Raw genomic sequence first — 23,951 nt, forward strand, 5'->3', positions numbered from 1 at the left:
ATCGCTTGCGCGGGCTGGGCGAAGAAGGCATTTTTACAGTCTGTCATGCGGATTGTTCCGAGATGCCTATAAGGAAGATTCAATTTCAGAAATGGTGTCGATTGTAGTTGTGCAACGATGGACATTCAATTTGAATATTTCCGTATTGTTCTTGTAGAAATCGTAAAGATATTCGGCGTAACTCAGCAAGTCCTTTTTTATTCCAAATACGGTGAACGCATCATCGCATGCATGAGTCAATCGTAATGCATGGCGTACGGCATCCATAATTGGATAGGAAACGTTTCCCTGAAGCTCGTTTTTTGGTATTGGTATTTCCTCGTTGATGCCAAGACTCCGCATGTAGGTTTGCACGATCTCCTTGTAAAGGATATTCGTCGGATGATTGAGCGAATGCATGAGTTTCTTGGATCTATAGTTTTTCAGAAAATATCTTAAGACGACCTCTGTTGAGGGTTCATGCCGTTCTCTTTGGACGAACTCTTTCAGCGAAGACGCGCATGTCTTGGTGGCAAAATCTCGTGTTACGGTCGAGGAGGATATCTTTGTCCACAAAGTGCAGGCCTGTTCTACAGTAAGTTTCTTGTGGTAGCTGTAAAAGATAATTCCATCCTGAGATATGGGGACTTTTTGTTTTTGAGGATCGATGTTGTGAAGGTGAATGGCGAAAGGGTAGTATCCCTTGAAAAAAGGATTTGATAAAATGATGAGCTGAACATTCTCCTTTTTGCAGATTTCGCTCAGCACCTTTGTGTTGAAAATTCCAAATTGTTCGTTGTATAATTGCTGTGAAATAATAAGGTCGACTTTTTTGATCAGGGAAATATCCGAGAGGGTGGTCTTGTCGACAGTATGAATCAACGAGAAGGGGACGATGTCGTATGTTTCGGAAAACGTCTTCGACAGGGACATGAGGGAAGAGATCGGGCCTGTCTGGCAGTTGCCCACAAGCATAAATTTTTTCATTATGCTTCGCTCCCGTGTTTTTTTTTGAGAGATGAATGAGACTGATTCCGAGTTGAGATCATGATGGTATGGGGTCGCATGGCGGCGGCAAGGTCATCGCGGACTCGAATGACGAGGCGTTTTGAGACGCTCGCGTTTTAGAGTATGCGGACATGCCGGTGGAGGACGGTCCGCCAGTCGTTCGACGCCTGCGTCGCCAGAGGTGGATGGTGATATGTCCGCGCGGGACGCCGTAGCAGTGGTGAATGCCATGCCTGGGGATGGGATGCGCAAACCAAAGGGTGTTTTCCAAAAATATTTACGCGAAGGGCTGCTTGAACGCAATAGGCCGCATGTCCGGCCGCAGCGAGGGGATGCGGGCCGGAGGAATGGGGCCGCATGGAAAGCCAAGCGGAAAGCCCGCGTGTCGTAGAACGGACGGGCGACCGTGGGCATGGGCGCGACGGCTGACACCTGTATGGTCTCGGCGTAGGGCCAATCGGGGCGGGCGCATCATCCATGCGTTCGTTCGGCGTCCTGGCCGATGGGGCGGCCCGTGAATGGGACGCGGCGGCCTTCTCACTGAAAACCTATGCCCGGTCTGGACGAACCCAGACCGGGCGTTGTTGCGTTCCTGCGGGGGGTTACTGCAAGGTGCCGGTGCCGTCGGCGTGCAGGGTGATCTGGCTGGCGTTGCGGAAGTCCAGGTTTTGGAAGGTCACCTGGCCGCCGTCGCCGTCCTGGGCGCCCAGATCCCAGTTGTTGGCCTCGCCGGTAATATTGATTTTCAGGCCCTCGCCGGGTTTGAGGATGTCGTTTGCCAAAAGGTCCGGGCCCCAGTTGCCCGATTCGCTGGGCGACAGGGCCAGGGCGTGGATCTCGAACCCCGTTCCGTTCATGACCACGATCTCTTTGGCCATGGCCGTTCCGGCAAGCAGCATGGTCAACGCCGCCGCCAGGATCAACATCGTGAAGAATCTGTTCTTCAGCATGAATAAACTCCGTTCTGGTTAGGGTTGATTCCCAGGTGCAACCCGGCCCATGCCGCCACCCGGCCAAGGCCCCTCCGTTGGCTGTCGCCTGGGACGCAATCATGGAAACCGAAAGGGAAACAATCCGCCAAAAGGATGATTTTTTAGGGAAAAGCGTATCCGCCGAAAGGATGAGCTGTGTCGTAACATCCTTGAAATATACGGCTATCTTGACAGCAGGGAGGTTGCGCACTAGCGTTGGGCAAGTGGCCTTGACGCCGTCGGCCGGGCCGGGAGGGCCCTTTGGGGCCAGCGCTGTGCGGCAGGGCTGGCGGCCATGCCGTGGGCCGCATCATTTCACGACGCCTCCGGCGTGGTCCGGGCCGAGTCTTCCGGGATGGGCGTGCGTCGGCGACGGCCAGGGGTGTCTCGAGGGGGAGCATGGGAAGAGAGCATTGTGTTAAAGATATCGGGGCATGGAACGCCGGGACGATCCTGGGGCGCGGGGCGCGGGCGTGCCTGACGTTTTTTTTCGCCGTCGGCTGGCTGTGCGGGACGCCCGCCCTGGCTGACGAGGACTGTCGGCTCACGCCGGAGGAGGCTGAACGCTACCGTCTGGACACGCCGGACCTTTTCATTGTCGATTTGCGCACCAAGCGCGAGTTCGATGTCAGCCATCTCCCCGGCGCGGTGCATATCCCTGTCTTCGAGGCGGAGACGCGGCTGGACGAAATCCCCCAGGGAGGCAACGTGCTTCTGTATTGCGGTTTCGGCACCCGCTCGGCGCCGTACAGCCGCAAGCTGCGCGTCCTGCGTCCCGATCTGGCCCGGGTGTGCTGCATCGACGGCCGCCCCATCCTTCCCGAGAAGTAATCGACCAAGTGCCGCTCTCCCCCGGTGCGTCCTTTGCGTGTTGGATGGGGGCGTTTCCGGACGTCGGGGCGATTGCCGTCTTTCTATGGACGGCCGATGTCAACGCAGGGCTGCGGCCTATTCTTCGCCCATGTACAGGGCCATGAGCACGTTGCGGCTGGCGGTGTCGGTCTTGCGCAGGATGTTTTTGACGTGGGTCTTGACGGTGCTTTCCGAGATATGCAGGGCCTCGGCCATGGCCGTCGTGCTCATCCCGCCCAGAATATGCGCCAGCACCTCCGTCTCCCGGCTGGAAAGCCCATATTTTTGAACAAATCCGGTTTTTTTGCCGTTGCACGGCGCCTCTCCCGGGTCTTGCGTTGCGCCCGTGGCCCCGCGGGCGGGCGCCGTTTCCCTGGGCAGAAGCTCCGCGTCTGTCCCGGTGGGCAGAAGCTCCGCTTCTGTGGGCGGTTCCGTCGCCGGGGGCTGTCCCGTCATCATCCGGGGCGCGGTCTCGGGCAGGGGGAGCGCCAAGGCCGGAGCGCGCCCGGCCAGGGACAGGGCGTAGCGGACCCGTGAGGACAGAAGGCTGAAGGAGGCGCACAGGAACGAGGAGATGAGGATGATGAAGGCCGAACCCGGATGGAAGGCGTTGAAAAAAAACCACATGATCAGGTAGGCCGCATGCTGGAGCAGGTAGGGCGTGCAGAGAACCAGACCTGGCAGCCACATCCGGTCGGCGTGGCGGGCGAACACCAGGGTGAGAAACAGGAAGGCCCCGTGCCTGCCGAGGATGTCCAGGCCGAAGATAAGCCAGTACATGGGCGAGCTTTGGGACAGGACCGTCAAGGCCGGGGAGACGATGCAAAGTCCCAGGCAGGCCAGGAAGAAACCGGCCCCAGCCCCGTAGCGGTCCAAAAGGCGTCCCAGGATCGGATAGGCCATCCAGACGTAGAGGCTGATCCCTCGGGGGATGGGCTGCGTGGCGCTGTCATAGCGATAAAAAATGAGATCGATGATGGAGTCCAGGAGGAAAAAAACGCTGGCGATGACCGCCAGATAGGCCAAGGTCTGCATGGCCAGACGTTTGGGGCAGGGCGGCAGGAGGCGGCGTGGCGGCCGTTGCGCGGCGGCGCGCCGTCCCATGAGGGCCGCCGCCGCCGCGATCCCCGTCAGGATCTGCACCACGCCGAGGAAGGCGTGCAGGGTGGAGCTGTCCAGCGGGTTGGACTGGTCCACGTGCAGGAATATCCAGACCATCTCTGCCGCCGCCAGGCATGATCCCAGGGACAGTCCCAGGTGTTGGGCCGGGACGTTGGCAAAAAGCATGCGGAAGAGAAACGGCAGGGGAACCCCGGCCAGAAGGGCCGAGGCCGTGAACAGGGCGCTCGCCATGTCCCCGCTTCCCGGGGACAGGATGCACAGCGTTCCGCCCAGGCCCGAGACGGCGATGAGGCCGAAGGCGATACGGCGCAGGGGCCGCCGGGCGTCAGCAGGATCGTGGGCGGCGGCGTGGGCGGGGTCGTCCAGATCGGGAACGCGTAGCAGCGAGGCGGCCAACACACCCACGATATTGGCGGCCAGAAGCGGGGCAAAGGGGTGCGACAGCCCGGCAAAGGCCCGGCCGGCGGCGTAGCAGACATATTCAAACGTAAAAAACAGGGCCGTTCCAGCGAGCGGCAGGAGGAATTCTCTTCGCATGTGGTGGGGGACGTGGTTGCGGTTCGGCTTCTTCGGTTCGCTGGCAAGGCGGGGGCATGACGGAATTCAAATCAGCGGCCAGGAGCGACATGGCCATTCCGGGACATGGCGTGGATCGCAACGCGCACCAGCCGGGATGACCCTATCCGATGCCGGATGTCCCGTCGAGAGGGGAAGCGGCGATCCGTGAAAATTTTCACGTTCTCATGTCGCGGTCGAGGATGACGGCTGCGGGGGCGATGCGATCTGATCCGGCCCGCAACGCCATGGAGGCTGCCGTCCTGCCCGGGGCGGCAGCCCTCCATGCGCCACCGCCTACTGCAGCAGATCGCCGAAGTGCTTCCGGCGCAGATCGTCCAGGACGCCGTTGGACTTGGATATCTCCAGAAACATGTCCAGCCATTGCCACAGGTCGAAATCGCCTTTTTGCATGGCGATGCAAAACGGCTCGTAGGTGAAGGGGGTCAGAAGGGCCCTGGTGGCCTCGGCGTTTTGCTTGTGGTGCTTGGCGATGGAGATTTGGTCGTAGAAAAAGGCGTCGGCCCGGCCGCTGACCACCTCCTGGACGCAGGCGGTTTCTTCCTTGAAGCGGTTGATGTGGGCCTTGGGGAAGCGTTTGGCGGCCACCAGGTCGGCGGTGGTGCCGGTCTTGACGGCGATGATCCGGGCGGGATCGTCCAGGGCGGCCACGGAGGCCAGGTTCGGGGCCTTTTTGGCGCTGACCAGGGCGCACAGGCCGGTGGTGAAATAGGGCCGGGAGAAGGTGATGGTCTTGGCCCGCTCCAGGGTGCCGGTGATGCCGGAGATGATCAGGTCGATTTTTCCGGCCTGAAGGGCCGGGATGAGCCCGGTCCATTCCATGTCCTTGATGTCCAGCTCCACCCCGAGCTCGGTGGCGATCTGCCGGGCGATGTCCACGTCGAAGCCCATGGGTTCGCCTTTTTCGTTCACGTATTCGAAGGGCCAGAATTTGAGCTCCATGCCCACCACCAGCCTGCCGCGCGCGATGATGGCGGCCAGCGTGCTGCCTGAGGCGATGTCGTAGGGGCCGATGGCGGCGGCAGACGCGGGATTTGTCAGGCAGACGCCGCAGCACAGGGTCAGGGCCACAAAGGACGTGAGGATGATGCGGATGAGACGGATCATGCGAAACCTCCTTGACGGTTGCGGTGGGAGGGATGATCCGCGCCTTCCCGGGCCGATCCCGGGCAGGCGGTGCGTCGTGGGAGGAGGGTCAGCCGTGCCGGGCGGCGGCCTCCTGGCAGGCGGCGCGCACCGAGGCGAAGACCTCCCGGGGAGCGGCGTCGGCGGCGACGACCCGGATCCGGCCGGGATCCGCAGCGGCCAGGGCCAGATAGCCCTGGCGCACCCGGGCATGGAAGGCCAAGCTCTCGGCCTCGAAGCGGCCCTCGCTCACCTGGGCGCCCGTTTCCAGGTTGCGGGAAAGCGCCCGGCGCAGGCCGATTTCCGGGTCGATGTCGAGCACGATGGTCAGGTCCGGGGCAAGGCCTCCGGTGGCCGTGTCGTTGAGCTGGCGCAAAAGATCCGGAGAAAGGCCCCGGCCATGGCCCTGGTAGGCCACGGTGGAGTCGGTGAAACGGTCGCACAACACCGTCATGCCGTCGGCTAGGGCCGGTCGCACCACCTCGGCCACATGCTGGGCCCGATCCGCCAGGTACAGGAACAGTTCCGCCCGGTCGCACAGGTCTTTGGTCTCCAGGCTCAACAGGATGCGCCGCAGTTCCCGGCCGATCCGGCTGCCGCCGGGCTCGCGGGTGATGGCCACGCGCTTCCCCTGGCGGGTCAGATCCTCGGCCAAAAGCCCGATCTGGGTGGTTTTGCCCGTGCCTTCTATGCCTTCAAAGGTAACAAACACTGGGTGGTCCCTTTGTCTTCGGGTTTTTTCGCCTCATCCTGGCGCGGGGCCCGGCGGGGATTGTAGAGGTAGCGTTCCAGGGTGCGCACGTAAGGCGACCAGGCGGCCTCGGGCTCGTCGTCGGCAAAGATCCCCAGGGTCTGATTGAGCTTGGCGTCGATGTTGTCGGCGAAGTGCAACACGAAGGCCTCGGGGGTCTTGGGCCTTTTGGGGGAGCCGAAGGCGTATTCCCCGTGGTGGCTGACCATGATGTGCTTGAAGTGCAGGATGAGTTCGGGGTCCAGATCTTTGGCCTTGCGGAAAAAGGGCTCCAGGATCTCCAGGCCCAACACGATGTGCCCCAGAAGCCGTCCGGGGTCGGTGTAGTCCCGGGGAAACCCCGAGGACAGCTCCCAGGCCTTGCCCAGGTCGTGGAACGCGGCGGCGGGCAAAAGCGTGTCCATGTCCAGGGCCGGGTAGCGGCCGCCGATGGCCGTTACCAGTCCGCACACGGACAGGGTGTGCTCCAAAAGGCCGCCCACGTAGGCGTGGTGTACGCTTTTGGCCCCGGGCGCGGCCAGGAGCCGACGACGCACCTCGGGGTCGGTGAGCACCTTGCGGCAGAACCGCCGCCAGGGGGCGTGGCGGATGGCGTCCCGGCACAGGGCCTCCAGTTCCGCCAGCAGCTCCTCCGGAGGCACGGCGCTTGAGGCCGTAAAAAGCGGCAGCAGGGGGGCCAGTTCCTCGTCGGGCAGAAATTCCAGACGGTCCACGGATATCTGGGTCTTGTCCCGGTAGCTTCCGGCCATGCCCTCCACCCGCACCAGGGCGCCGGGGCGGATGTCCTGATACGTCTGGCTGGCTGGACTCCAGATGCGGGCCTCCACGGCCCCGGTGGCGTCTTCCAGGGTCAGGGTCCAAAACGGCCCGTTTTTGGCCTGGCCGGATCTGGCGTCGGCGACGACGAACAGATCGTCCACGGGGCGGCCCGGGACGAGATCCTTGACGAAGGTGTTTTTTCCGCTCACGGTATGGTCAATCCATGGGGCATGGGGCCGTATCGGCGTTTTTTTACCCCGAAAGCGTGCCTTGATGCCGGACGCTTGTCAATCCGGGTGTTGCCGTGCGAGGGTTTTGGCGTCAGTCGGGCGCGGCCGCAGGCGGCCGTCACTCAAACGCCACGGGAAAAGGATACGAGACGGGCGATGAAGATACTTTTGACCAATGACGACGGCATCCAGGCCGTGGGCATCCGGGCGTTGTACCGGGGCCTTCGCGATGCCGGGCACGAGGTGCATGTGGTGGCCCCCATCACCGAGCAGTCGGCCGTGGGGCACGCCGTGACCCTGGCCTCGCCGCTTCGGGTGAAGGAGTTTCGCGAGAACGGCTTTTTCGGCCTCGGGGTGTCGGGCACCCCGGCCGACTGCGTCAAACTGGCCCTGTCCGCGCTTATGCCCGAGCCTCCGGAACTGGTCATGTCCGGCATCAACAGCGGGGCCAACGTGGGCGTGGACATCCTCTATTCCGGCACCGTGTCGGCGGCCACGGAAGGGGCCCTGGCAGGCTATCCGGCCCTGGCCGTGTCCGTGGACGACTACGCCCCGGTCGATTTGTCGGGCCAGGGGGCCTACGCCGCCGGTTTCGCCGCCGCCGTGCCCTGGGACGAGGTGCCGCGCGGCTGCGTGCTCAACCTGAATTTTCCCCGCCGCCCCATGTCCGAGACCCTGGACCTGCGGCTGTGCCCCCAGACCCAGGCCACCTACAAGGACTGGTTCGACGAGCGCACGGACCCGCGCGGCCGCACCTACTATTGGCTCGACGGGGTCATCCCGGGCAAAAGCGTGTCTCCGGGCACGGATCGGGATCTTCTGACCCAGGGGCATATCACCCTGACCCCCTTGCGGTTCGATTTTACCGATGCGCCGACCCTGCAACGCCTCAAAGGCCTCCTGGACGGAAAAACCATCAATGCAGCAGGGGGCTGATCCCCTGTGGCGCATGCCGTAACCCGGCCAACATCCAGACGAAGGATGGGGTGAACGGTGCATGTGGCTCCCGTTGGTCCGCAGGCCTGACACCCCAAGTGCAGCACCCGTCTCCTTCTTCCCTCTCGATTGCGCCTGCCGCATGAATCCTTGCGTGGTGAGAGTTTCTTTTTTCTGATATTGCGCGTAGTGTGCAAGCATGGTTGACGGCTTCCCGTCGAATATCCGGTCGGCGGTCAGATCAAGGAGATTGCGGCGTACGCCGTAAGCGGACAGGTATATGAAGATACTCGTGGTGGACGACTCCCGGTCTCAGACCATGCTCCTGGGCGGAATCCTGCGCGGGGCCGGATACGAGGATATCGCCGAGGCCCACGACGCCGTTTCCGCCCTGCGGACCCTGGAGGAGGGCGTGGGCAAAAACGGCGACTCCGATGTGGATCTGATCCTCATGGACATCGTCATGCCCGAAATGGACGGCATCGAGGCCACCAAGCGGCTCAAGGCCGACGACCGTTTCCGCGACGTGCCGGTGATCATGGTCACGGTGCGCGACGAGGTGGCGAGCCTGGAACGGGCCCTGGAGGCCGGGGCCAACGACTACATCAGCAAGCCCGTCAATCGTCTGGAACTGTGCGCCCGGGTGCGCTCGGTGTTGCGGCTCAAGGAGGAGATCGACCGCCGCAAGGCCAGGGAGCGCGAGCTTGAAGCCCTGACCGAGCGGTTGGAGCAGCTCTCCAACCAGGACGGCCTGACCTCCGTGAGCAATCGGCGGCGTTTCGAGGAAGTCTACGAAAAGGAATGGCTGCGGGCCCGGCGGGACAACATGCCCCTGGCCCTGCTCATGATCGATATCGATTTTTTCAAGGCCTTCAACGACACCTACGGGCACCTGCGGGGTGACTGCTGCCTGAAGGCCGTGGCCGAGGCCATCTGCACGGTGCTCAAACGGCCGGGGGATTTTGTGGCCCGCTTCGGCGGCGAGGAATTCGTGGTCATCCTGCCCGCCACGGACGAACCCGGCGCCGTGACCATCGCCGAGGAGATCCGCGAGAACGTACGGAGCCTGGACATCGAGCATGCCAGTTCCACGGCGGCCGACCACGTTACGGTGAGCATCGGGGCGGCCAGCGTGATCCCCCGGGTGGACCAGGGGGGCAAGGCCCTGCTTCTAGCCTCGGACGGGGCCCTGTACCAGGCCAAGACCAACGGCCGCAACCGGGTGGAAAAGCGGGAGGTGCTGTGAACCGAGAAGGTTTTCCCGCCCGTCGGCGCACCCTGCGCGCGGGGCTTTCCCGGGCCGCATCCGCCATGTTCCGGCCGGTCCTCCTGGCGATCCTGGCCCTGGCGGCGGCCTGCGGCGGCAACGGCGACGATCCCGCACGCCTGGTGCGGGCCGCGCGCATCCTCCCGGACTCGGGGATAAGCGTGGGACAGGCCCTGGCCGCCTATGCCTATTTTTCCAATCCGGTCTGGGAAACCTACGTCAACGAACAACAGCAGACCATGGTCCGTTTCGCAGCCGAATACGACGTGGCCCGGGGCGCGGCCCAGTGCCCCCCGGTGGGGGGTGAGGTCAGACCCGCCGCCCGGGTGTTCGTGACCCTGGTCTTCGTCGTACAGGGCGACGGGGCCGTGGCCCTGGTGGAGACCCGCATCGAGGCCTATTCCGCCACGGGGTATTCCGCCAAATACCTGACCGACCAGACCACGGCGGCCCGCATCGCCGCCGGGCAGCCCTGCGTGGCCTGCATGGCCCTTTTCCTCCCCGCTTCGTTGTAATCCGGGGGGCCGCATCCGGCCCCATCTATTGGCCACGACATGACATCCCGAGAGGTCGCGCATGGATAGGCTTGCCGCTCAAATCGGCGTGGTTGTGCTGTGCATCCTGCTCAACGGATTTTTCGCCCTGTCGGAGATGGCCCTGGTGTCCGCCAACCGGCTGCGGCTTTTGGCCGACGCCAAGGCCGGGAGCCGGGGGGCGGCCAAGGCCCTGTCGCTGCTCGACCGGCCCGAGGCCTTTTTTCCCACGGTGCAGGTGGGCATCACCCTGGTGGGGGTGTTCACCGGGGCCTTCGGCGGGGCCACCCTGGCCGAGCCCCTGGCCGGATATGTTTCGGGCATCCCGGCCCTTGCCGGATACGCCGCGAGCCTTTCGCTGGGGATCGTGGTGGCGGGCCTGACCTACCTGTCCATTGTGGCCGGGGAGCTTGTTCCCAAGCGGCTGGCCTTCGCCCATCCGGAGCGGCTGGCCGTGGCCTGCGCCCCGGCCATGTCCTGGCTCATGGCCGCGAGCACCCCGGTGGTGCGGTTTTTGGGCGGCTCCACGGAGCTTGTGTTGCGGCTTCTCGGCGTTTCGGCCGCCCCGGGGCGGGAGATGACCGAGGAGGATCTGCGCGGCCTTCTGTCGGAAGCGGCCAGGACCGGGGTGCTGGAGCAGGGGGAGCGGCGCATGGTGGAGCGCATCCTCCGGCTGGGGGATCGCCGGGTAGGATTATGCATGACCCACCGCCTGAAGGTGCGCTGGCTCGACGTCCAGGCCTCCCTGGAGCACAACCTGCGCGTGGTCATGGACAATCCCTATTCGCGCTATCCCGTGGCCCGGGAGGACATCAGCGCCATCATGGGGGTGGTGCGGGCCAAGGAGTTTCTGGCCGCCATGGCCGCCGACAAGACGCCGGACCTGGCCGCGCTGGCCCACGATCCCCTCTACGTCCTGGAGAGCACCCGGGTGCTGACCCTTCTGGAGCGGTTCCGGACCCGGCCGGGAATGCGGTTTGCCGTGGTGGTGGACGAATACGGGGACGTGCAGGGCATCATCACCCTGGGGGACATCCTGGAGGCCGTGGTGGGGGACATTCCCTCGCCTGACGAGGCCGAGGAACCGGCGGCCGTGCGCCGTGAGGACGGTTCCTGGCTTTTGGACGGGCTTTTGCCCGTGGACGAGGCCTTCGACCTGGTGGGGCTGGCCGCGCCGACGCCGGAGGAGGCCCACCGCACCCTGGCCGGATTCGTCCTGGCCCGGCTGCACCACGCGCCCGCCATGGGCGACGTGATCGAACACGCCGGATGGCGCTTCGAGATCGTGGACATGGATGGGCGGCGCATCGACCGGGTGCTGGCCTCGCCCGAGTGACGGGTGTCAGGGGGATTCCTTCCGGAACATCTGCTGGCCGACCGGGCTCGGGGTCGGCGGCAAACGTCCGGCAGCGACGAATTGCGCTGCGCTCCACGCCGCCGCCGTCCGTTTCCGGCGACCCGTCGCCCGGCCTTTCCGGCCTTGGCCGGAGCTGCCATCGGCAAAGAGATGCGGTGGCGGATATAGGGCTTCGCCGCTACTTCCCCTTGGAGGCCTTGATGGCCTCTTCCAGTTCCTCGAAGGTGGGGCGGTGGCCGGTGGGGATGGCCCGGCGTCCGGCCTCCAGGGCCACGGGCGGCGGGTTGCCGCCCACAAAGGCCCCCAGCGCCGCCTTGACCACCAACAGCATGGCCTCCACTTCCTTGGCCCGGTGCTCCATGTTCGCGGCCATGGGGCCCAGAAATCCGTAACACCCGAGCACGCCGAGCATGGTGCCCACCAGGGCCGCGCCGATGGAGTGCCCGAGCACCTCGGGCGGCTCGTTGAGCTTGCCCATGGTGATGACCACGCCGAGCACCGCTGCCACGATGCCCAGGCCCGGCAGGGCGTCGGCAGTCTTGTTCATGGTGTGGGCCGCGACCAGGGCCTCGTGGGCCGAGGTCTCGATGTCGGCGTCCATGATGTTGTCGAACTCGTGCTGTTCGATGTTCACCGTGGAAAAGATGCGCATGGTGTCGCACACGAAGCTGACCACGGCGGCGTTGTTCTTGTTTTTGGCGAACGAACTGAAGATGGGGCTTTCCGTGGGGTGTTCGATGTCTTTTTCGATGGCCACCAGGCCCTCGCGGCGGATCTTCATAAACAGCATGGAGAGCACCGTGAGCATCTCCAGATAGTAGCCCTTGCTGGTCTTCATGGACCCGAAGATGGCGAAGAGGCTTTTGAAGACATGCCCCAGGATGTCCTTGGGGGAGCTGATGACCAGGGAGCCGAGGGCGCCGCCGAAGATGATCAGCATTTCCGCCGGGGCGGCGGAAAAAAGCAGGGAGAAGTTGCCTTTTTCAAAGAAAAAGCCCAGGCCCACGGCCCCAAGCACGATGACGATGCCGATTATGACGAACATGGTTCCGCCGGATGGTCGAGGTGGACGCGGGACAGGGGCCTTTCCGACGCGCCTGTCGCATCAGAACTGTTTTTCGGTGGCCTTGTCATATATTTTGTTGATTTCCCGTTCAAGAAGATCGTTGGCCGAGGGCAGGGGCGGCGGCGCTTCCGGCGCTGGCGCGGCCTCGGTTTGCTGGCCGTTTCCGGCCCGGCCCTGGCCGGGCTCGGGTTCCTGGAAAAGCAAAAGGCTGATGCGACGGTTCCTGGCGTCCAGGGGGTCGGACGGGACATAGGGCATGGTGGCGGCGAACCCGGCCACCATGACGATGTTTTTTTGGGGAAAGCCGTCCTTGAGCATGAGCCGTCGGGCGGCCTGGGCCCGATCCGTGGACAGCTCCCAGTTGGTGTAGCCCTCGGCGCCGTAGGGGGCGGCGTCGGTATGCCCCTCCACGATCACCCGCAGGTCGTCTTTTTTGAGCACCCCGGTGAGGGTGGCCAGGATGCGCTGGGCGTCGGGGGTGAAGACGGCCCGGCCGCGCTCGAAAATGGGCCGGTCCAGCTTGTCCATGATCTCGATGCGCACCTTGCCGTTCTCGGCCACCACGCTGACCTGGTCAGCCAGTTCCGGAAGGCTCTGGCGCAACTGGGCCTGGACCATCTCGGCCACGCGCTTTTGCCCGGCGGAAGGCCCTCCGGCCTCGGGCCCCTCGCCCGTGCCGCCGCCCACCTCCGCAGCCGGTCCGTCGGGACGCTCCGACGAACTGCTGACCACGGCGGGCGGCCCAAGGCCCCCGGTCTCCAGGGGGATGGCCCCGGGGCCGGGGGCCTCGAACAGGCTGAACTCGCGAAAATAGGCGGCGACCTCTTCCTGCTTCTGCTTGGGCGTCATGTTGAGAAGCCACATCAGCAGGAAAAAGGCCATCATGGCCGTGACGAAGTCGGCGTAGGCCACCTTCCACTGGCCGCCGTGCGCCCCCCCTCGACCTTCTTGATCTTCTTGAAGATGATTGGGGCTTTGTGTCCCTGCTCCGCCATGCCTCACCGCGTCCCTGGCCGCCGCGGGCGGCCGTTTGGGCGAAAACTATTCAAAACCCGTGCCAATTTAATGTGTTATGCTGGTGTACCCGGGAGCGGTCCCGGAGGCAAGACCAAAAAAAAGGGAACGGGCAAAAGCCCGCTCCCGAAAAAAACCTGCCATGAAAGGAAGTTAGGCCGGGAGGACGGCTACCCGGGTCTTGACTTTGTTGCGGCGGGTGTATTTTTCAAACTTGACCACGCCGTCGATGAGCGCGAACAGGGTGTAGTCGCGGCCCATGCCGACGTTCTCGCCAGGATGGAACTTGGTGCCGAGCTGGCGCACCAGGATGTTGCCGGCCAGCACCTGCTGCCCGCCGAAGCGCTTCACGCCACGCCGCTGCCCGGCGCTGTCGCGTCCGTTTCTGGAGCTTCCGCCTGCTTTTTTATGAGCCATGATGGGCCTCCTTGCTGCCGGGCGTTAGGCCCGAATGGATTTCACTTCCAGGGTGGTGTAGTCCTGGCGGTGGCCGGTTTTCTTGTGGGAGTCGTTGCGCCGCCACTTGTGGAAGACCACAATCTTGGGGCCCCGGGCCTGGCCGCTGACCACGCAGGTCACGGCCGCACCTTCGACATAGGGCGCGCCGATCTTGACTCCGGCCTCGCCGCCCACCATGAGCACCTTGTCCAGGGTCAGTTCATTTCCGGTTTCCACCGGAAGTTTCTCCACCTGGATCTTGTTGCCTTCCTGAACCCGATATTGCTTTCCGCCGGTCTCGATGATCGCGTACATGAATTTTCCCTCCGCAAAAGAAGAGGCGTTGTCTACCCCAAACCCCGGGGTCCGTCAACCCCGTTTTTCCTGGGGAGGTGTGTTTTTTTGGAGAAGCAAAACGCCATCAAATCTTCGTGTTCCGCTGTGCGTTCCATGCTACCCCCTTTGAAAATCCGGCCACGGCTTGGTTTTTCGGGCCGTTTCTCCGGGCTTGCGTTTTGTTGCGCCTTGCGGCTAGAACGACAAAGGGGCCGTGGTTTTGCCGCGTCTCGCCGCGCGGAAGGCTAAATCCCCACGCATTTTCCAACGCCACGATCCGGAGGAAAGGATATGCAGCCTCTTCGCGTCTATAGCGTCGTACCCAAATTGCCGCCCAAGCTCAAGCCGCTGTGGGATTTGGCCTACAATTACTGGTTTTCCTGGAACACCGAGATCGTGTCGCTTTTTGCCCAGGTGGATCACAAACTGTGGCGGGAATGCTATGGCAACCCCATCGCCTTCCTCAACCGCCTGCCCCAGAAAACCCTGGAGAGCCTGGCCGAGGACGATTTTTTCCTGGAGCGCCTGGGCGATCTGCGCCAGCGACTGGCCGCCTATCTGGCCAGAAAAGCCACCTCCATCCCCTTCCCGGACAAGACCGGCGAACCCGTGGTGGCCTATTTCAGCCTGGAATACGGCATCTCCCTGTGCCTGCCGGTCTATTCCGGGGGCTTGGGCATCCTGGCCGGGGATCACCTCAAGTCCGCCAGCGATTTGAACGTCCCCCTGGCGGGCATCGGCCTGTGCTACCAGCAGGGCTATTTCCGTCAATACCTGACCCCGGACGGCTGGCAGCAGGAACGCTATCCCATCTACGACTTCGAGCAATTGCCGGTGACGCTGTGCAAGGACGCCTCCGGCGGCCGCATCCTGATCTCCGTGGACCTGCGCGGCGAGAAGGTGTTCGCCCAGATCTGGAAGGCCCAGGTGGGCCGGGTGTCGCTGTATCTTCTGGACTCCAACGTGCCCGAGAACCAGCCCGCCTCGCGCCAGATCACGGCCCGCCTCTACGGCGGCGACCTGGAGATGCGCGTGCGCCAGGAATACCTCCTGGGCATCGGCGGCATCCGGGCGCTCACGGCCCTGGGGCTCTCCCCCCGGGTCATTCACATGAACGAGGGCCATTCGGCCTTTGCCGGACTTGAGCGCATCGGCAACTTCATGCGCGAAAACGGCCTGTCCTTCGAGGCCGCCCTGGAACTGGCCGCGTCGAGCAGCGTGTTCACCACCCACACCCCGGTCCCGGCCGGGAACGACCGCTTTCCGCCCGAGCTCATGCAGCCCTATTTCGAGGACTACGCCAAAAAGCTCGGACTGGCCTTCAAGGTCTTTTTGGCCCTTGGCCGCGAAGACCCGCGCAACGACGCCGAGCATTTCTGCATGCCGGTCCTGGCGCTCAAGCTCTCCCGGTTCAATAACGGCGTGAGCCTTCTGCACGGGGTGGTCTCGCGCAAGATGTGGAACCGGGTGTGGAGCCAGTATCCCGTGGAGGACGTGCCCATCGGGGCCATCACCAACGGGGTGCATGTGCCCACCTGGGTGGCCCAGGACATAGGCGCCCTCTACGACCGCTATCTGGGGGGAAACTGGCGTGAGGATCCGGACTGCCCCCGGGTCTTTTCCCAGGCCCAGGCCATCTCCGACGCCGAACTGTGGCGCACCCACGAACGCCTGCGCGAGCGCTTGGTGGGCTACGTGCGGGTCAAGCTGCGCGAGCAGTTGCTGGCCCGGGGGGCCAAGCGCAAGGAACTCCTGATATCCGAGGAGGTGCTCGATCCCCAGGCCCTGACCATCGGCTTCGCCCGGCGTTTCGCCACCTACAAGCGGGCCAACATGCTGCTTCAGGACAAGGAGCGGCTCATCAAAATCATCAGCGACTCCCCCCGGCCCGTGCAGTTCGTGTTCGCGGGCAAGGCCCATCCCCACGACAACGAGGGCAAAAAGATCATCCAGGAGCTGGTGCAGCTGTGCACCTCGTCGGAATGCCGCTACAGCATGGTCTTTCTTGAGGACTACGACATGGAGGTGGCCAGCTATCTGGTGCAGGGCTGCGACGTGTGGCTCAACACCCCGCGCCGTCCGCTTGAGGCCTGCGGCACCAGCGGCATGAAGGCCATGTGCAACGGCGTCCTCAACCTGAGCACCCTGGACGGCTGGTGGGCCGAGGCCTGGCGGCCGGACAACAGCGTGGGGTGGGCCATCGGCCAGGGCGAGGAGTACGAGGACGCGGCCTATCAGGACTTCGTGGAGAGCCAGACCACCTACAACATCATCGAAAACGAGGTCATCCCCACCTTCTACGAGCGCGGCCACGGCAACCTGCCCCGCAACTGGATTCGCAAGATGAAGGAGTCCATCAGCTCCCTGGCGCCTGTCTACAACTCCCACCGCATGGTGGAGGACTACGCCCGCATCGCCTACGTCCCGGCCCTGGACAACTACAACCGGCTGGTGAAAAACGACTTCGCCGCAGCCAAGGATCTGGCCTCCTGGCGCATGGACATGATGACCAAGTGGAGCAACCTGGACATCCGCAACATCAAGACCGGGGAGCCGGAGCAACTGCATGTGGGCGATCCCGTGACCGTGACCGCCGAGGTCCACTTAAACGGCATACGGCCCCAGGATGTGGAGGTGCAGATCTATTCCGGCCGCCTCAACTACGAGGGCAAGTTCGCCCAGCGCGAGACCACGGTCATGAAGCCCACCTCCACCACGGGCGACGGCTGGCATGTGTTTTCGGGCGAGATCACCCCGGGCGAGGCCGGGCGCTTCGGATTCACGGTGCGCATCCTGCCGCACCATCCCCTGCTCCTGGATTCCCATTCCCTGGGACTTATCCGCTGGGCCCAGAACTGATTCGGGCAGCCAACCCATGACGGCTTGGCCGCAGACGGCGGCGGGGGAGGGACGCTTCCCCCGCCGTCATGCGTTGACGGCACGGGCAAAAGGCGGATACCCACCCGGCTTCGGCCCGCCAACGAGACAACCAAGTCCGGCCATCCGGCACGACGAGACCATCATGTCCGACATCGCTTTCCTGACCCGCCTGCGGCGCGAGGTGGAACGCCGCCGCACCTTCGCCATCATCAGCCACCCTGACGCGGGCAAGACCACGCTCACCGAGAAGCTTTTGCTTTTCGGCGGGGCCATCCGCATGGCCGGGGCGGTCAAGGCCAAAAAGGCCTCCCGCCACGCCACCTCGGACTGGATGGCCATTGAAAAGGAGCGCGGCATCTCCGTGACCTCCTCGGTCATGCAGTTCGACTACGACGGCTTTGCCGTCAATCTTTTGGACACCCCGGGTCACCAGGACTTTTCCGAGGACACCTACCGGGTGCTCACGGCCGTGGACTCGGCGCTCATGGTCATCGACAGCGTCAAGGGCGTGGAGACCCAGACCCGAAAGCTCATGGACGTCTGCCGTCTGCGCGACACGCCGATCATGACCTTTATCAACAAGCTGGACCGGGACGGGCGGTCGCCGTTCGAGCTTTTCGACGACATCGAGGGCAGTCTCGGCATCGAATGCGCGGCCATGACCTGGCCTATCGGCATGGGCAAGCTGTTCCAGGGCGTCTACGACATCCCGCAAAAGATGCTGCGCTTTTTCCAAGCCGGGGAGGACAAGGGGGCCAGGCCCCGGGAATCCGTGCTGGTGCGGGGCCTTGACGATCCGGAACTGGACCGCCAGGTGGGGGCCCAGGCGGCGGACGGCCTGCGCCACGACATCGAGCTGCTCGAAGGCGCGGGCTATCCCTTCGACCATGGGCGGTATCTGGCGGGCAAACAGACCCCGGTCTTTTTCGGCAGCGCCGTGAATAATTTCGGGGTGCGCGAGCTTTTGGACGCCTTTTTGCGCCACGCCCCGGCCCCCCGGCCCCGGCAGACCGAAACCCGGGAGGTCTCGCCCCTGGAGGAGCCCTTCTCCGGGGTGGTTTTCAAGATCCAGGCCAACATGGACCCGGCCCACCGGGACCGGATGGCCTTTTTGCGCGTCAATTCGGGCTGCTTCACCCGGGGGACGCGGGTATCGCACCAGCGCACGGGCAAGGACATGTTGGTCCACAACGCCACCATCTTCATGGCCCAGGACCGGGCCCATGCCGACGAGGCCTGGCCCGGGGACATCATCGGCATCCCCAACCACGGCACGCTGCGCATCGGCGACACCCTGTGCGGCCGCGAACCCCTGCGCTATCTGGGCATCCCCCATTTCGCGCCCGAGCACTTCCGCCGGGTGATTCTCAAAAATCCCTTCAAGGCCAAGCAGATGGAAAAGGGCCTGCAACAGCTCACCGAGGAAGGGGCCATCCAGCTTTTTAAGCCCGTGACCGGGCGCGAACATATTCTCGGCGCGGTGGGGGTCTTGCAGTTCGATGTCATCACCGAGCGGCTGCGGGCGGAATACGACGTGCATATCGCCGTGGAGCCCATAAACATCGCGGCCGTTCGCTGGCTCACGGGCGAGTCGGCGGTCCTGGACCGCATGCGCCGCGAAAACGCCAGCGTCATGCTCACCGACTCCGACGGCCTCCCGGCCATGTCCTTCGCCAACGAATGGCGCCTGGAGAAGGCCGTGGAGGAATGGCCCCAGGTGGCCTTTTTGACCGCCCGGGAGTGCGTGTCCGCATGACGCGCCCGCCCGGGATTTCACTCCGCGATCCGCTCGCGGCCAGGTGGGCGCGTCGTAGCTGACGCCTCCCCGGCGCGGGCATGGTGCGCCCGGGGGCCTTATTCCAGGCCGCAGGCCTGGCGGCAGGCCTCGCGGCAGGCCGCATAGTCCAGGCCCCGGCATTCCAGAAGCTTGGCCTCGCACATGGTCACGGGCAGCCCCGGGTAGATTCCCTTCTCGAAAGCGGCGGCGTAGCGGGCCGCGAACACCGCTTCAGCGGGCGCGCTCCCTGCGGCGATTCCCGCCCCCTGCGTCATGCCGGGGCGTATCGCCGCGTCCGGCCGGGGCGGGGAGATTGAGGCGTCGCCTTCCGGTTTTCCAGCCAGAAGGGCGATCAGGCAGACGGCCAGGACGGCGATGGCGGCGAGTTGCCTTGTGGTGAACATGCCGGGTTCTCCTGCGTTGTGCCGTCACAGGTGAAGCTTTACGACGGACGGCGGGTGTGCCATGGGAGCGGGTGGACGGATATGTGGTAGGACGGAAACGGCGGACAAATCCAATCGCATGTTCGAAACGCGGCGTTCAGAAAAACGAAACGCTTCAGGCAATGGGATCAGACGACATGGAACTGTATCAACTGCGCACCTTCGTGACCGTGGCCGAGACCGGGAACCTGACCCGGGCGGCCCAGCGCATCAACGCCAGCGGGCCTGCGGTGAGCGCCCAGATCAAGGCCCTGGAGGAAGAGCTGGGGCTGGAGCTTTTCGCCCGCACGGCCAGGGGCATGAGCCTGACGGACGCCGGGCGGGAACTGGTCGAACGGGCCAGGCGGACCCTGGAGGCGGCCGGAGAATTGTTGTCGGCGGCCGGGTCGTTTCGCGCCGAGGCCGTGGGCGTGGCCCGCATCGGGCTCAACAACGAGCCGGGCAGGCTGCGCATGACAGAATTTCTGGCCCGCATGCGTTCGGATCATCCGCGCATCGAACTGCATCTCATGCAGTACAGCACGGCCGACGCCCTGGACGGGATCCTGACCGGGGAACTCGATGCGGCCTTCGCCTACGAGACGGCGAATGACCCGGTGGCCGAACTGAAGGGGGTGCCCCTGTGCCGGGTGGACATGGCCATCGTGGGGCCGGCCTCCTGGCGGGGACGCATCGAGGAGGCGGACTGGGGGGAGCTGTCGGGAATGCCCTGGGTCTGGTTCCCGGAGCGGTGTCCGTTCCAGTTCCTTCTGGAGGAGACTTTCGCCCACAAGGGATTTTCGCTGAACAAGGTCATTGTGGGCGACAACGACTCCACCCTGCGGGCGTTGGTGGCGGCGGGGTGCGGATTGACGCTCCTTCGCCGCGACGACGCCCTGGACGCCTGCGCGGCCGGGGATGTCTGCGTGTGGGAGCGCGAGCCCATGAGCCTGGCCCTGTCGTTTCTGTACCGCCGCACGCGGGAGAACGATCCGGTGATCCGGGCCGTGTGCGGCGTTTTGGAGCAGGTGTGGGGGGATGGGGCGGACGTTTGCTGAGCGCGGCGCAACAAAGGCTCCCCCGCCAGGCGCGCGGCCGGGCGGGGGAGCGTGAAAAGCGGAGTGACTGCGGGCTTAGATGGCGTTCTTGGCCTTGGGCTTGACCACCTCGCCCGAACGCAGGCAGCGGGAGCACACGGTGATCGTCTGCACCTCTCCCGAAGGCAGTTGGGTCCGCACCGAAAACAGGTTGGGCTTGAACCGGCGCTTGCTCTTGTTGTTGGCGTGGCTGACGTTGTTGCCGCTCTGGGGCTTTTTGCCGCACTTGTCGCACATCTTGGCCATGGGTTTCCTCCGGATATCGTATCCGCCTTTGCGGAAAGCGTTTTTTGAAGCTCCAGGCCCGCATTGCCGAGCCGGGCACAGTATGACGCGTGAAGAACTTCGCCTGATACACGCCCAATGCAGGTTTCGCAAGCTTTTTCTTGACAAGGACCGCGTTCGCGGATAGCAACGTTTTCCTTGCGCGGGGGAACCATGACCGAACTTTGGCTGGATATCACCGACATCCCGGCCACCGGCCGGGACTTTTCATTTTCGGACCCGGCCATCTGGAATGAGCCGATCCGGGACTACGGCCTGCCGCATCGGTTCGCCCCGGAGGCCGCTCCCGTGGCGGAAATAAACGTCACGCCGCAGAAAACCGGCGTGCTCGTGCGGGGAAGGCTTACGGGCCAGGTGATCACCCCGTGCGACCGGTGCGCCGAGGATGCCGTGGTAGTTCTGGACAGTCCCTTCGAATTGTACGAAGAACTGCCCAGGCAAGGTGAGTTGTCCCTGGAGATTTCGCTTTTGCGTCGCCGGGGGAAAGTGCTGGAGTTGGATGTAGGCGGGATTCTCTGGGAGCAATTTGTGTTGGCCATGCCGGTCAAACCCCTGTGCTCCGAAGACTGCCTGGGGCTGTGCCCCGGATGCGGACGCAAGATCGGCGCCGGTTCCTGCTCCTGCGGCGAATCGGACGGGGATCTGCGGCTTGCGCCCCTGCGTGGGCTTCGGGTCACGAAGCCGACGAATTAGCGCGGGTGTCCGCGCGTCCCTTTTGGGCGCTGCGGTGACGAGAAAAACATACGTCGAGGTTGAAAGAAGATGGCGGTACCTAATAGAAAAATTTCCAAGTCCCGCAAGGGCATGCGTCGCGCCCACGATAAGGTGGCCATTCCCACCGTGATCCTTTGCCAATGCGGCGAGCCGACCTTGCCGCACCGCGTCTGCCCGAGCTGCGGAACCTACCGGGGCCGCCAGATGCTCAGGCAGGAAGATGGCGAATAGAAGGCCGCGCATCGCCGTGGATGCCATGGGCGGGGACTTCGGTCCCCACGTGGTCATCCCCGGCGCCCTGCACGCCGCCAAGACCAAGAAGATCGACATCGTCCTGGTCGGCGATCAGCCCCGCATTGAGGCGGAGCTGAACGCGCGTGGATTCAAAGGCCAGGGCGTGGAGATCGTGCACGCCCCCCAGATGGTGGAGATGGAGGAGAAACCCTCCGAGGCCCTTCGCAAGAAAAAGGACTCCTCCATCCAGGTGGCCGTGAATCTCGTGCGCGACAAACAGGCCGACGGGGTGATCAGCGCCGGAAATTCCGGGGCCACCCTGGCCAGCGCCATGTTCACCATCGGCCGGGTGCCGGGCGTGGAACGCCCTGCCCTGGCCACGTTCATGCCCACGGAAAAGTCCCACTTCGTACTCATTGATGTCGGGGCCAACGTGGACTGCAAGCCGTTCCACCTGCTCCAGTTCGGCATCATGGCCGACGTGCTGGCCCGTTCCATGCTCGGCATCGCCAATCCCCGGGTGGCGCTTTTGTCCATCGGCGAGGAACAGGGCAAGGGCAACCTCCAGGTCAAGGAGGCCTTCGAACTGATGCGCATGAGTTCCTTAAACTTCATGGGCAATGTCGAAGGGCGCGACCTTTTTACCGGCGACGTGGACGTGGTGGTGTGCGACGGCTTTGTGGGCAATGTGGTGCTTAAGCAGTCCGAGGGCCTGGCCTCGTCGCTTGGGCGTCTGCTCAAGGGCGAACTGCGGCGCGGTTTTTTCGGCAAGATCGGCACCATGCTGGCCTTAAGCTCGCTCAAGCGCTTTTCTCGGCTTGTGGACTATGCCGAATACGGCGGCGCGCCGTTTCTGGGCCTTGAGGGCATCTGTCTGGTGTGCCATGGGGCGTCCAACAGCAAGGCCATCGCCAACGCCGTGAACATGGCCGCCCGGTTCGTCGACGGCAACGCCAACGAACACCTCGTCAAGGACATCGCCGCCAACATCAACCTGACGGTGGCCCGGAAAAAATCACGCCACTCCGAACCGGCCGGGTCCATCGAGCCTGCCGGTGCGCAAGAGGCGGCCGTTCCGGACCAGACGCCCTAACGCCTTCGCTGCACACATGAAAACTTATCCCCTTATTCGCGGCCTTGGGTATTACGTCCCGGAGCGGGTTTTGACCAACGCCGAGCTGGAACGCATGGTGGAGACCTCCGACGAGTGGATCACCTCCCGCACCGGCATCAAGGAGCGGCGGGTGGCCGCCCCGGGCCAGGCCACCAGCGACCTGTCCCTGGAGGCCTCCAAGGCGGCCCTGGACGCTGCGGGAATGTCCGCCGGGGAGCTCACCCATCTTTTTCTGTGCACCCTGACCCCTGACGCCTATTGCCCGCCCGCGGCCTGCATCCTTGAGGAAAAGCTTGGAATTCGCGGCAAGGCGGCCATGGACTTAAACGCCGCCTGTTCCGGGTTTTTGTTCGGCATGGACATGGCCCGGGCTGTCATCTGCATGACCCCGGAGGCCAAGGTTTTGGTGTGCGCCTGCGACGTGTTGACCTCCCGCACCAACTGGGCTGACCGGCGGACCTGCGTGCTGTTTGGCGACGGCGCGGGCGCCGTGGTGATCACCTCGGGGGATGCGGAAAAGCGTCCCGGCGACGCGGCCATAAAGGACGTGCGGCTTTTGAGCGACGGTTCGCTTGGCCATCTGCTCACGGTCAAGGGCGGCGGCTCGGGAAGCCCCATGCGCCTGGGCGACGTGGTGGGCGACGACTTTTTCGTGCAGATGAGCGGGCAGGAGGTCTTCAAGCACGCCGTGCGCAACATGGTCTCGGTGTGCGAGGACGTGCTGGCCGCCAACGGCCTCACCGGCGCGGACATCGACTATTTCATCCCGCATCAGGCCAACTGGCGCATCATGGAGGCCGTAGCCAAAAAGCTCGGCCTGCCGCTTGAAAAGGTGTGCGCCACGGTGGCCCGCTACGGCAACACCTCCGCCTCATCGGTGGCCATGGGGCTGGCCGAATCCTTCCAGACCGGGAAGATCAAGCCTGGGGACAAGGTGCTGTTGTCCGTTTTTGGCGGCGGCTTCACCTGGGGCGCGGCCCTTTTGGAATTCTAGAGTCGTGTCCTCGAAAGCGGCGTGCCGGGCTGCGGCAGGGCTTTGAAAACGTGTTTGCCGTTTGGCCGCAAGTACGATAGGAAAAAACACTTTCAGCGTGTCCCGTGCGTCCGT

The 23,951-nt window shown here is 64.0% G+C and carries 24 protein-coding genes; 12 read left to right on the top strand and 12 right to left on the bottom strand.

Annotation, left to right across the window (positions count from 1 at the left end; all coding sequences use genetic code 11):
• Positions 1 to 66 precede the first annotated feature (66 nt).
• Together GD606_RS16555 and GD606_RS16560 are read right to left on the bottom strand one after the other, a co-directional pair.
• Entirely contained in the window at positions 67 to 966 is a 900-nt protein-coding gene (locus GD606_RS16555) for a WcbI family polysaccharide biosynthesis putative acetyltransferase (RefSeq protein WP_163300745.1), read from the bottom strand.
• Between the two features lie 623 nt (positions 967 to 1,589).
• A complete protein-coding gene (locus tag GD606_RS16560) occupies positions 1,590 to 1,937 on the bottom strand; it encodes a hypothetical protein (protein WP_163300746.1) in 348 nt (115 codons plus the stop codon).
• Between the two features lie 420 nt (positions 1,938 to 2,357).
• Here GD606_RS16560 and GD606_RS16565 point away from each other — a divergent pair, with 420 nt between their 5' ends.
• A complete protein-coding gene (locus GD606_RS16565) occupies positions 2,358 to 2,789 on the top strand; it encodes a rhodanese-like domain-containing protein (RefSeq protein WP_163300747.1) in 432 nt (143 codons plus the stop codon).
• 117 nt (positions 2,790 to 2,906) lie between these two features.
• Here the strand turns inward: GD606_RS16565 and GD606_RS16570 are convergent, their stop codons facing one another.
• The 4 genes from GD606_RS16570 to GD606_RS16585 all read right to left on the bottom strand — a co-directional run bounded on the left by GD606_RS16570 (position 2,907) and on the right by GD606_RS16585 (position 7,352).
• On the bottom strand, positions 2,907 to 4,469 hold the full coding sequence (locus GD606_RS16570; protein WP_163300748.1) for a helix-turn-helix transcriptional regulator: 1,563 nt from the start codon (positions 4,467 to 4,469) through the stop codon (positions 2,907 to 2,909).
• A 315-nt stretch (positions 4,470 to 4,784) separates the two neighbouring features.
• Positions 4,785 to 5,615: a transporter substrate-binding domain-containing protein gene (locus tag GD606_RS16575; RefSeq protein ID WP_163300749.1), complete on the bottom strand. Its 831-nt coding sequence runs from the start codon at positions 5,613 to 5,615 to the stop codon at positions 4,785 to 4,787.
• 88 nt (positions 5,616 to 5,703) lie between these two features.
• Positions 5,704 to 6,345 (bottom strand): dTMP kinase, encoded by a 642-nt coding sequence (gene tmk / locus GD606_RS16580; RefSeq protein ID WP_163300750.1) that lies wholly within the window; start codon positions 6,343 to 6,345, stop codon positions 5,704 to 5,706.
• The gene (locus GD606_RS16585) at positions 6,321 to 7,352 is read right to left on the bottom strand and encodes a 3'-5' exoribonuclease YhaM family protein (RefSeq protein ID WP_163300751.1); all 1,032 of its coding nucleotides are present in this window, start codon (positions 7,350 to 7,352) and stop codon (positions 6,321 to 6,323) included. The genes tmk and GD606_RS16585 overlap by 25 nt, the downstream gene beginning before the upstream one ends.
• A 177-nt stretch (positions 7,353 to 7,529) precedes the next feature.
• Between GD606_RS16585 and surE the strand changes: the two genes are divergently transcribed.
• The 4 genes from surE (at position 7,530) to GD606_RS16605 (ending at position 11,445) form a co-directional block, all read left to right on the top strand.
• Positions 7,530 to 8,309 (top strand): 5'/3'-nucleotidase SurE, encoded by a 780-nt coding sequence (surE, locus tag GD606_RS16590; RefSeq protein WP_163300752.1) that lies wholly within the window; start codon positions 7,530 to 7,532, stop codon positions 8,307 to 8,309.
• 280 nt (positions 8,310 to 8,589) lie between these two features.
• Positions 8,590 to 9,555: a GGDEF domain-containing response regulator gene (locus GD606_RS16595; protein WP_163300753.1), complete on the top strand. Its 966-nt coding sequence runs from the start codon at positions 8,590 to 8,592 to the stop codon at positions 9,553 to 9,555.
• Positions 9,552 to 10,091, top strand: coding sequence for a hypothetical protein (locus GD606_RS16600; protein ID WP_163300754.1), 540 nt, complete (start codon positions 9,552 to 9,554; stop codon positions 10,089 to 10,091). The genes GD606_RS16595 and GD606_RS16600 overlap by 4 nt, the downstream gene beginning before the upstream one ends.
• A 61-nt stretch (positions 10,092 to 10,152) precedes the next feature.
• Positions 10,153 to 11,445 carry a hemolysin family protein gene (locus tag GD606_RS16605; RefSeq protein ID WP_163300755.1) on the top strand — a complete coding sequence of 431 codons (1,293 nt, stop codon included), beginning with the start codon at positions 10,153 to 10,155 and terminating at the stop codon, positions 11,443 to 11,445.
• Between the two features lie 199 nt (positions 11,446 to 11,644).
• Here GD606_RS16605 and motA read toward each other — a convergent pair whose 3' ends face one another.
• From motA to rplU, 4 genes are all read right to left on the bottom strand, one after another.
• Positions 11,645 to 12,511, bottom strand: a complete 867-nt coding sequence (gene motA, locus GD606_RS16610; RefSeq protein WP_163300756.1) for a flagellar motor stator protein MotA — start codon at positions 12,509 to 12,511, stop codon at positions 11,645 to 11,647.
• Positions 12,512 to 12,571: 60 nt separating this feature from the next.
• Entirely contained in the window at positions 12,572 to 13,444 is an 873-nt protein-coding gene (locus tag GD606_RS16615) for an OmpA family protein (protein ID WP_246298858.1), read from the bottom strand.
• A gap of 255 nt (positions 13,445 to 13,699) precedes the next feature.
• A complete protein-coding gene (gene rpmA, locus GD606_RS16620) occupies positions 13,700 to 13,963 on the bottom strand; it encodes a 50S ribosomal protein L27 (protein ID WP_163300758.1) in 264 nt (87 codons plus the stop codon).
• A 24-nt stretch (positions 13,964 to 13,987) separates the two neighbouring features.
• A complete protein-coding gene (rplU, locus tag GD606_RS16625; protein ID WP_163300759.1) occupies positions 13,988 to 14,299 on the bottom strand; it encodes a 50S ribosomal protein L21 in 312 nt (103 codons plus the stop codon).
• A gap of 312 nt (positions 14,300 to 14,611) precedes the next feature.
• Here rplU and glgP point away from each other — a divergent pair, with 312 nt between their 5' ends.
• Both glgP and GD606_RS16635 read left to right on the top strand, forming a co-directional pair.
• Positions 14,612 to 17,179, top strand: a complete 2,568-nt coding sequence (glgP, locus tag GD606_RS16630; RefSeq protein ID WP_163300760.1) for an alpha-glucan family phosphorylase — start codon at positions 14,612 to 14,614, stop codon at positions 17,177 to 17,179.
• 163 nt (positions 17,180 to 17,342) lie between these two features.
• Positions 17,343 to 18,956 (top strand): peptide chain release factor 3, encoded by a 1,614-nt coding sequence (locus GD606_RS16635; protein WP_163300761.1) that lies wholly within the window; start codon positions 17,343 to 17,345, stop codon positions 18,954 to 18,956.
• A gap of 98 nt (positions 18,957 to 19,054) precedes the next feature.
• Here GD606_RS16635 and GD606_RS16640 read toward each other — a convergent pair whose 3' ends face one another.
• Positions 19,055 to 19,381, bottom strand: coding sequence for a hypothetical protein (locus tag GD606_RS16640; protein ID WP_163300762.1), 327 nt, complete (start codon positions 19,379 to 19,381; stop codon positions 19,055 to 19,057).
• Between the two features lie 176 nt (positions 19,382 to 19,557).
• Between GD606_RS16640 and GD606_RS16645 the strand changes: the two genes are divergently transcribed.
• Complete coding sequence (locus GD606_RS16645; protein WP_163300763.1) at positions 19,558 to 20,457, top strand: LysR family transcriptional regulator; 900 nt, start codon at positions 19,558 to 19,560, stop codon at positions 20,455 to 20,457.
• A 75-nt stretch (positions 20,458 to 20,532) separates the two neighbouring features.
• Here the strand turns inward: GD606_RS16645 and rpmB are convergent, their stop codons facing one another.
• Positions 20,533 to 20,742 carry a 50S ribosomal protein L28 gene (gene rpmB, locus GD606_RS16650; protein ID WP_163300764.1) on the bottom strand — a complete coding sequence of 70 codons (210 nt, stop codon included), beginning with the start codon at positions 20,740 to 20,742 and terminating at the stop codon, positions 20,533 to 20,535.
• A gap of 192 nt (positions 20,743 to 20,934) precedes the next feature.
• Between rpmB and GD606_RS16655 the strand changes: the two genes are divergently transcribed.
• From GD606_RS16655 to GD606_RS16670, 4 genes are all read left to right on the top strand, one after another.
• A complete protein-coding gene (locus GD606_RS16655; protein WP_163300765.1) occupies positions 20,935 to 21,474 on the top strand; it encodes a YceD family protein in 540 nt (179 codons plus the stop codon).
• A gap of 69 nt (positions 21,475 to 21,543) precedes the next feature.
• The gene (gene rpmF / locus GD606_RS16660; protein ID WP_163300766.1) at positions 21,544 to 21,726 is read left to right on the top strand and encodes a 50S ribosomal protein L32; all 183 of its coding nucleotides are present in this window, start codon (positions 21,544 to 21,546) and stop codon (positions 21,724 to 21,726) included.
• Positions 21,716 to 22,822 (top strand): phosphate acyltransferase PlsX, encoded by a 1,107-nt coding sequence (plsX, locus tag GD606_RS16665; protein WP_163300767.1) that lies wholly within the window; start codon positions 21,716 to 21,718, stop codon positions 22,820 to 22,822. Before rpmF ends, plsX begins: the two co-directional genes overlap by 11 nt.
• 16 nt (positions 22,823 to 22,838) lie before the next feature.
• Positions 22,839 to 23,837, top strand: a complete 999-nt coding sequence (locus tag GD606_RS16670) for a beta-ketoacyl-ACP synthase III (RefSeq protein WP_163300768.1) — start codon at positions 22,839 to 22,841, stop codon at positions 23,835 to 23,837.
• Positions 23,838 to 23,951 lie beyond the last annotated feature (114 nt).

Origin of the sequence: Desulfolutivibrio sulfodismutans DSM 3696, from assembly GCF_013376455.1 — a bacterium.
Taxonomy (GTDB): Bacteria; Desulfobacterota; Desulfovibrionia; order Desulfovibrionales; family Desulfovibrionaceae; genus Desulfolutivibrio; species Desulfolutivibrio sulfodismutans.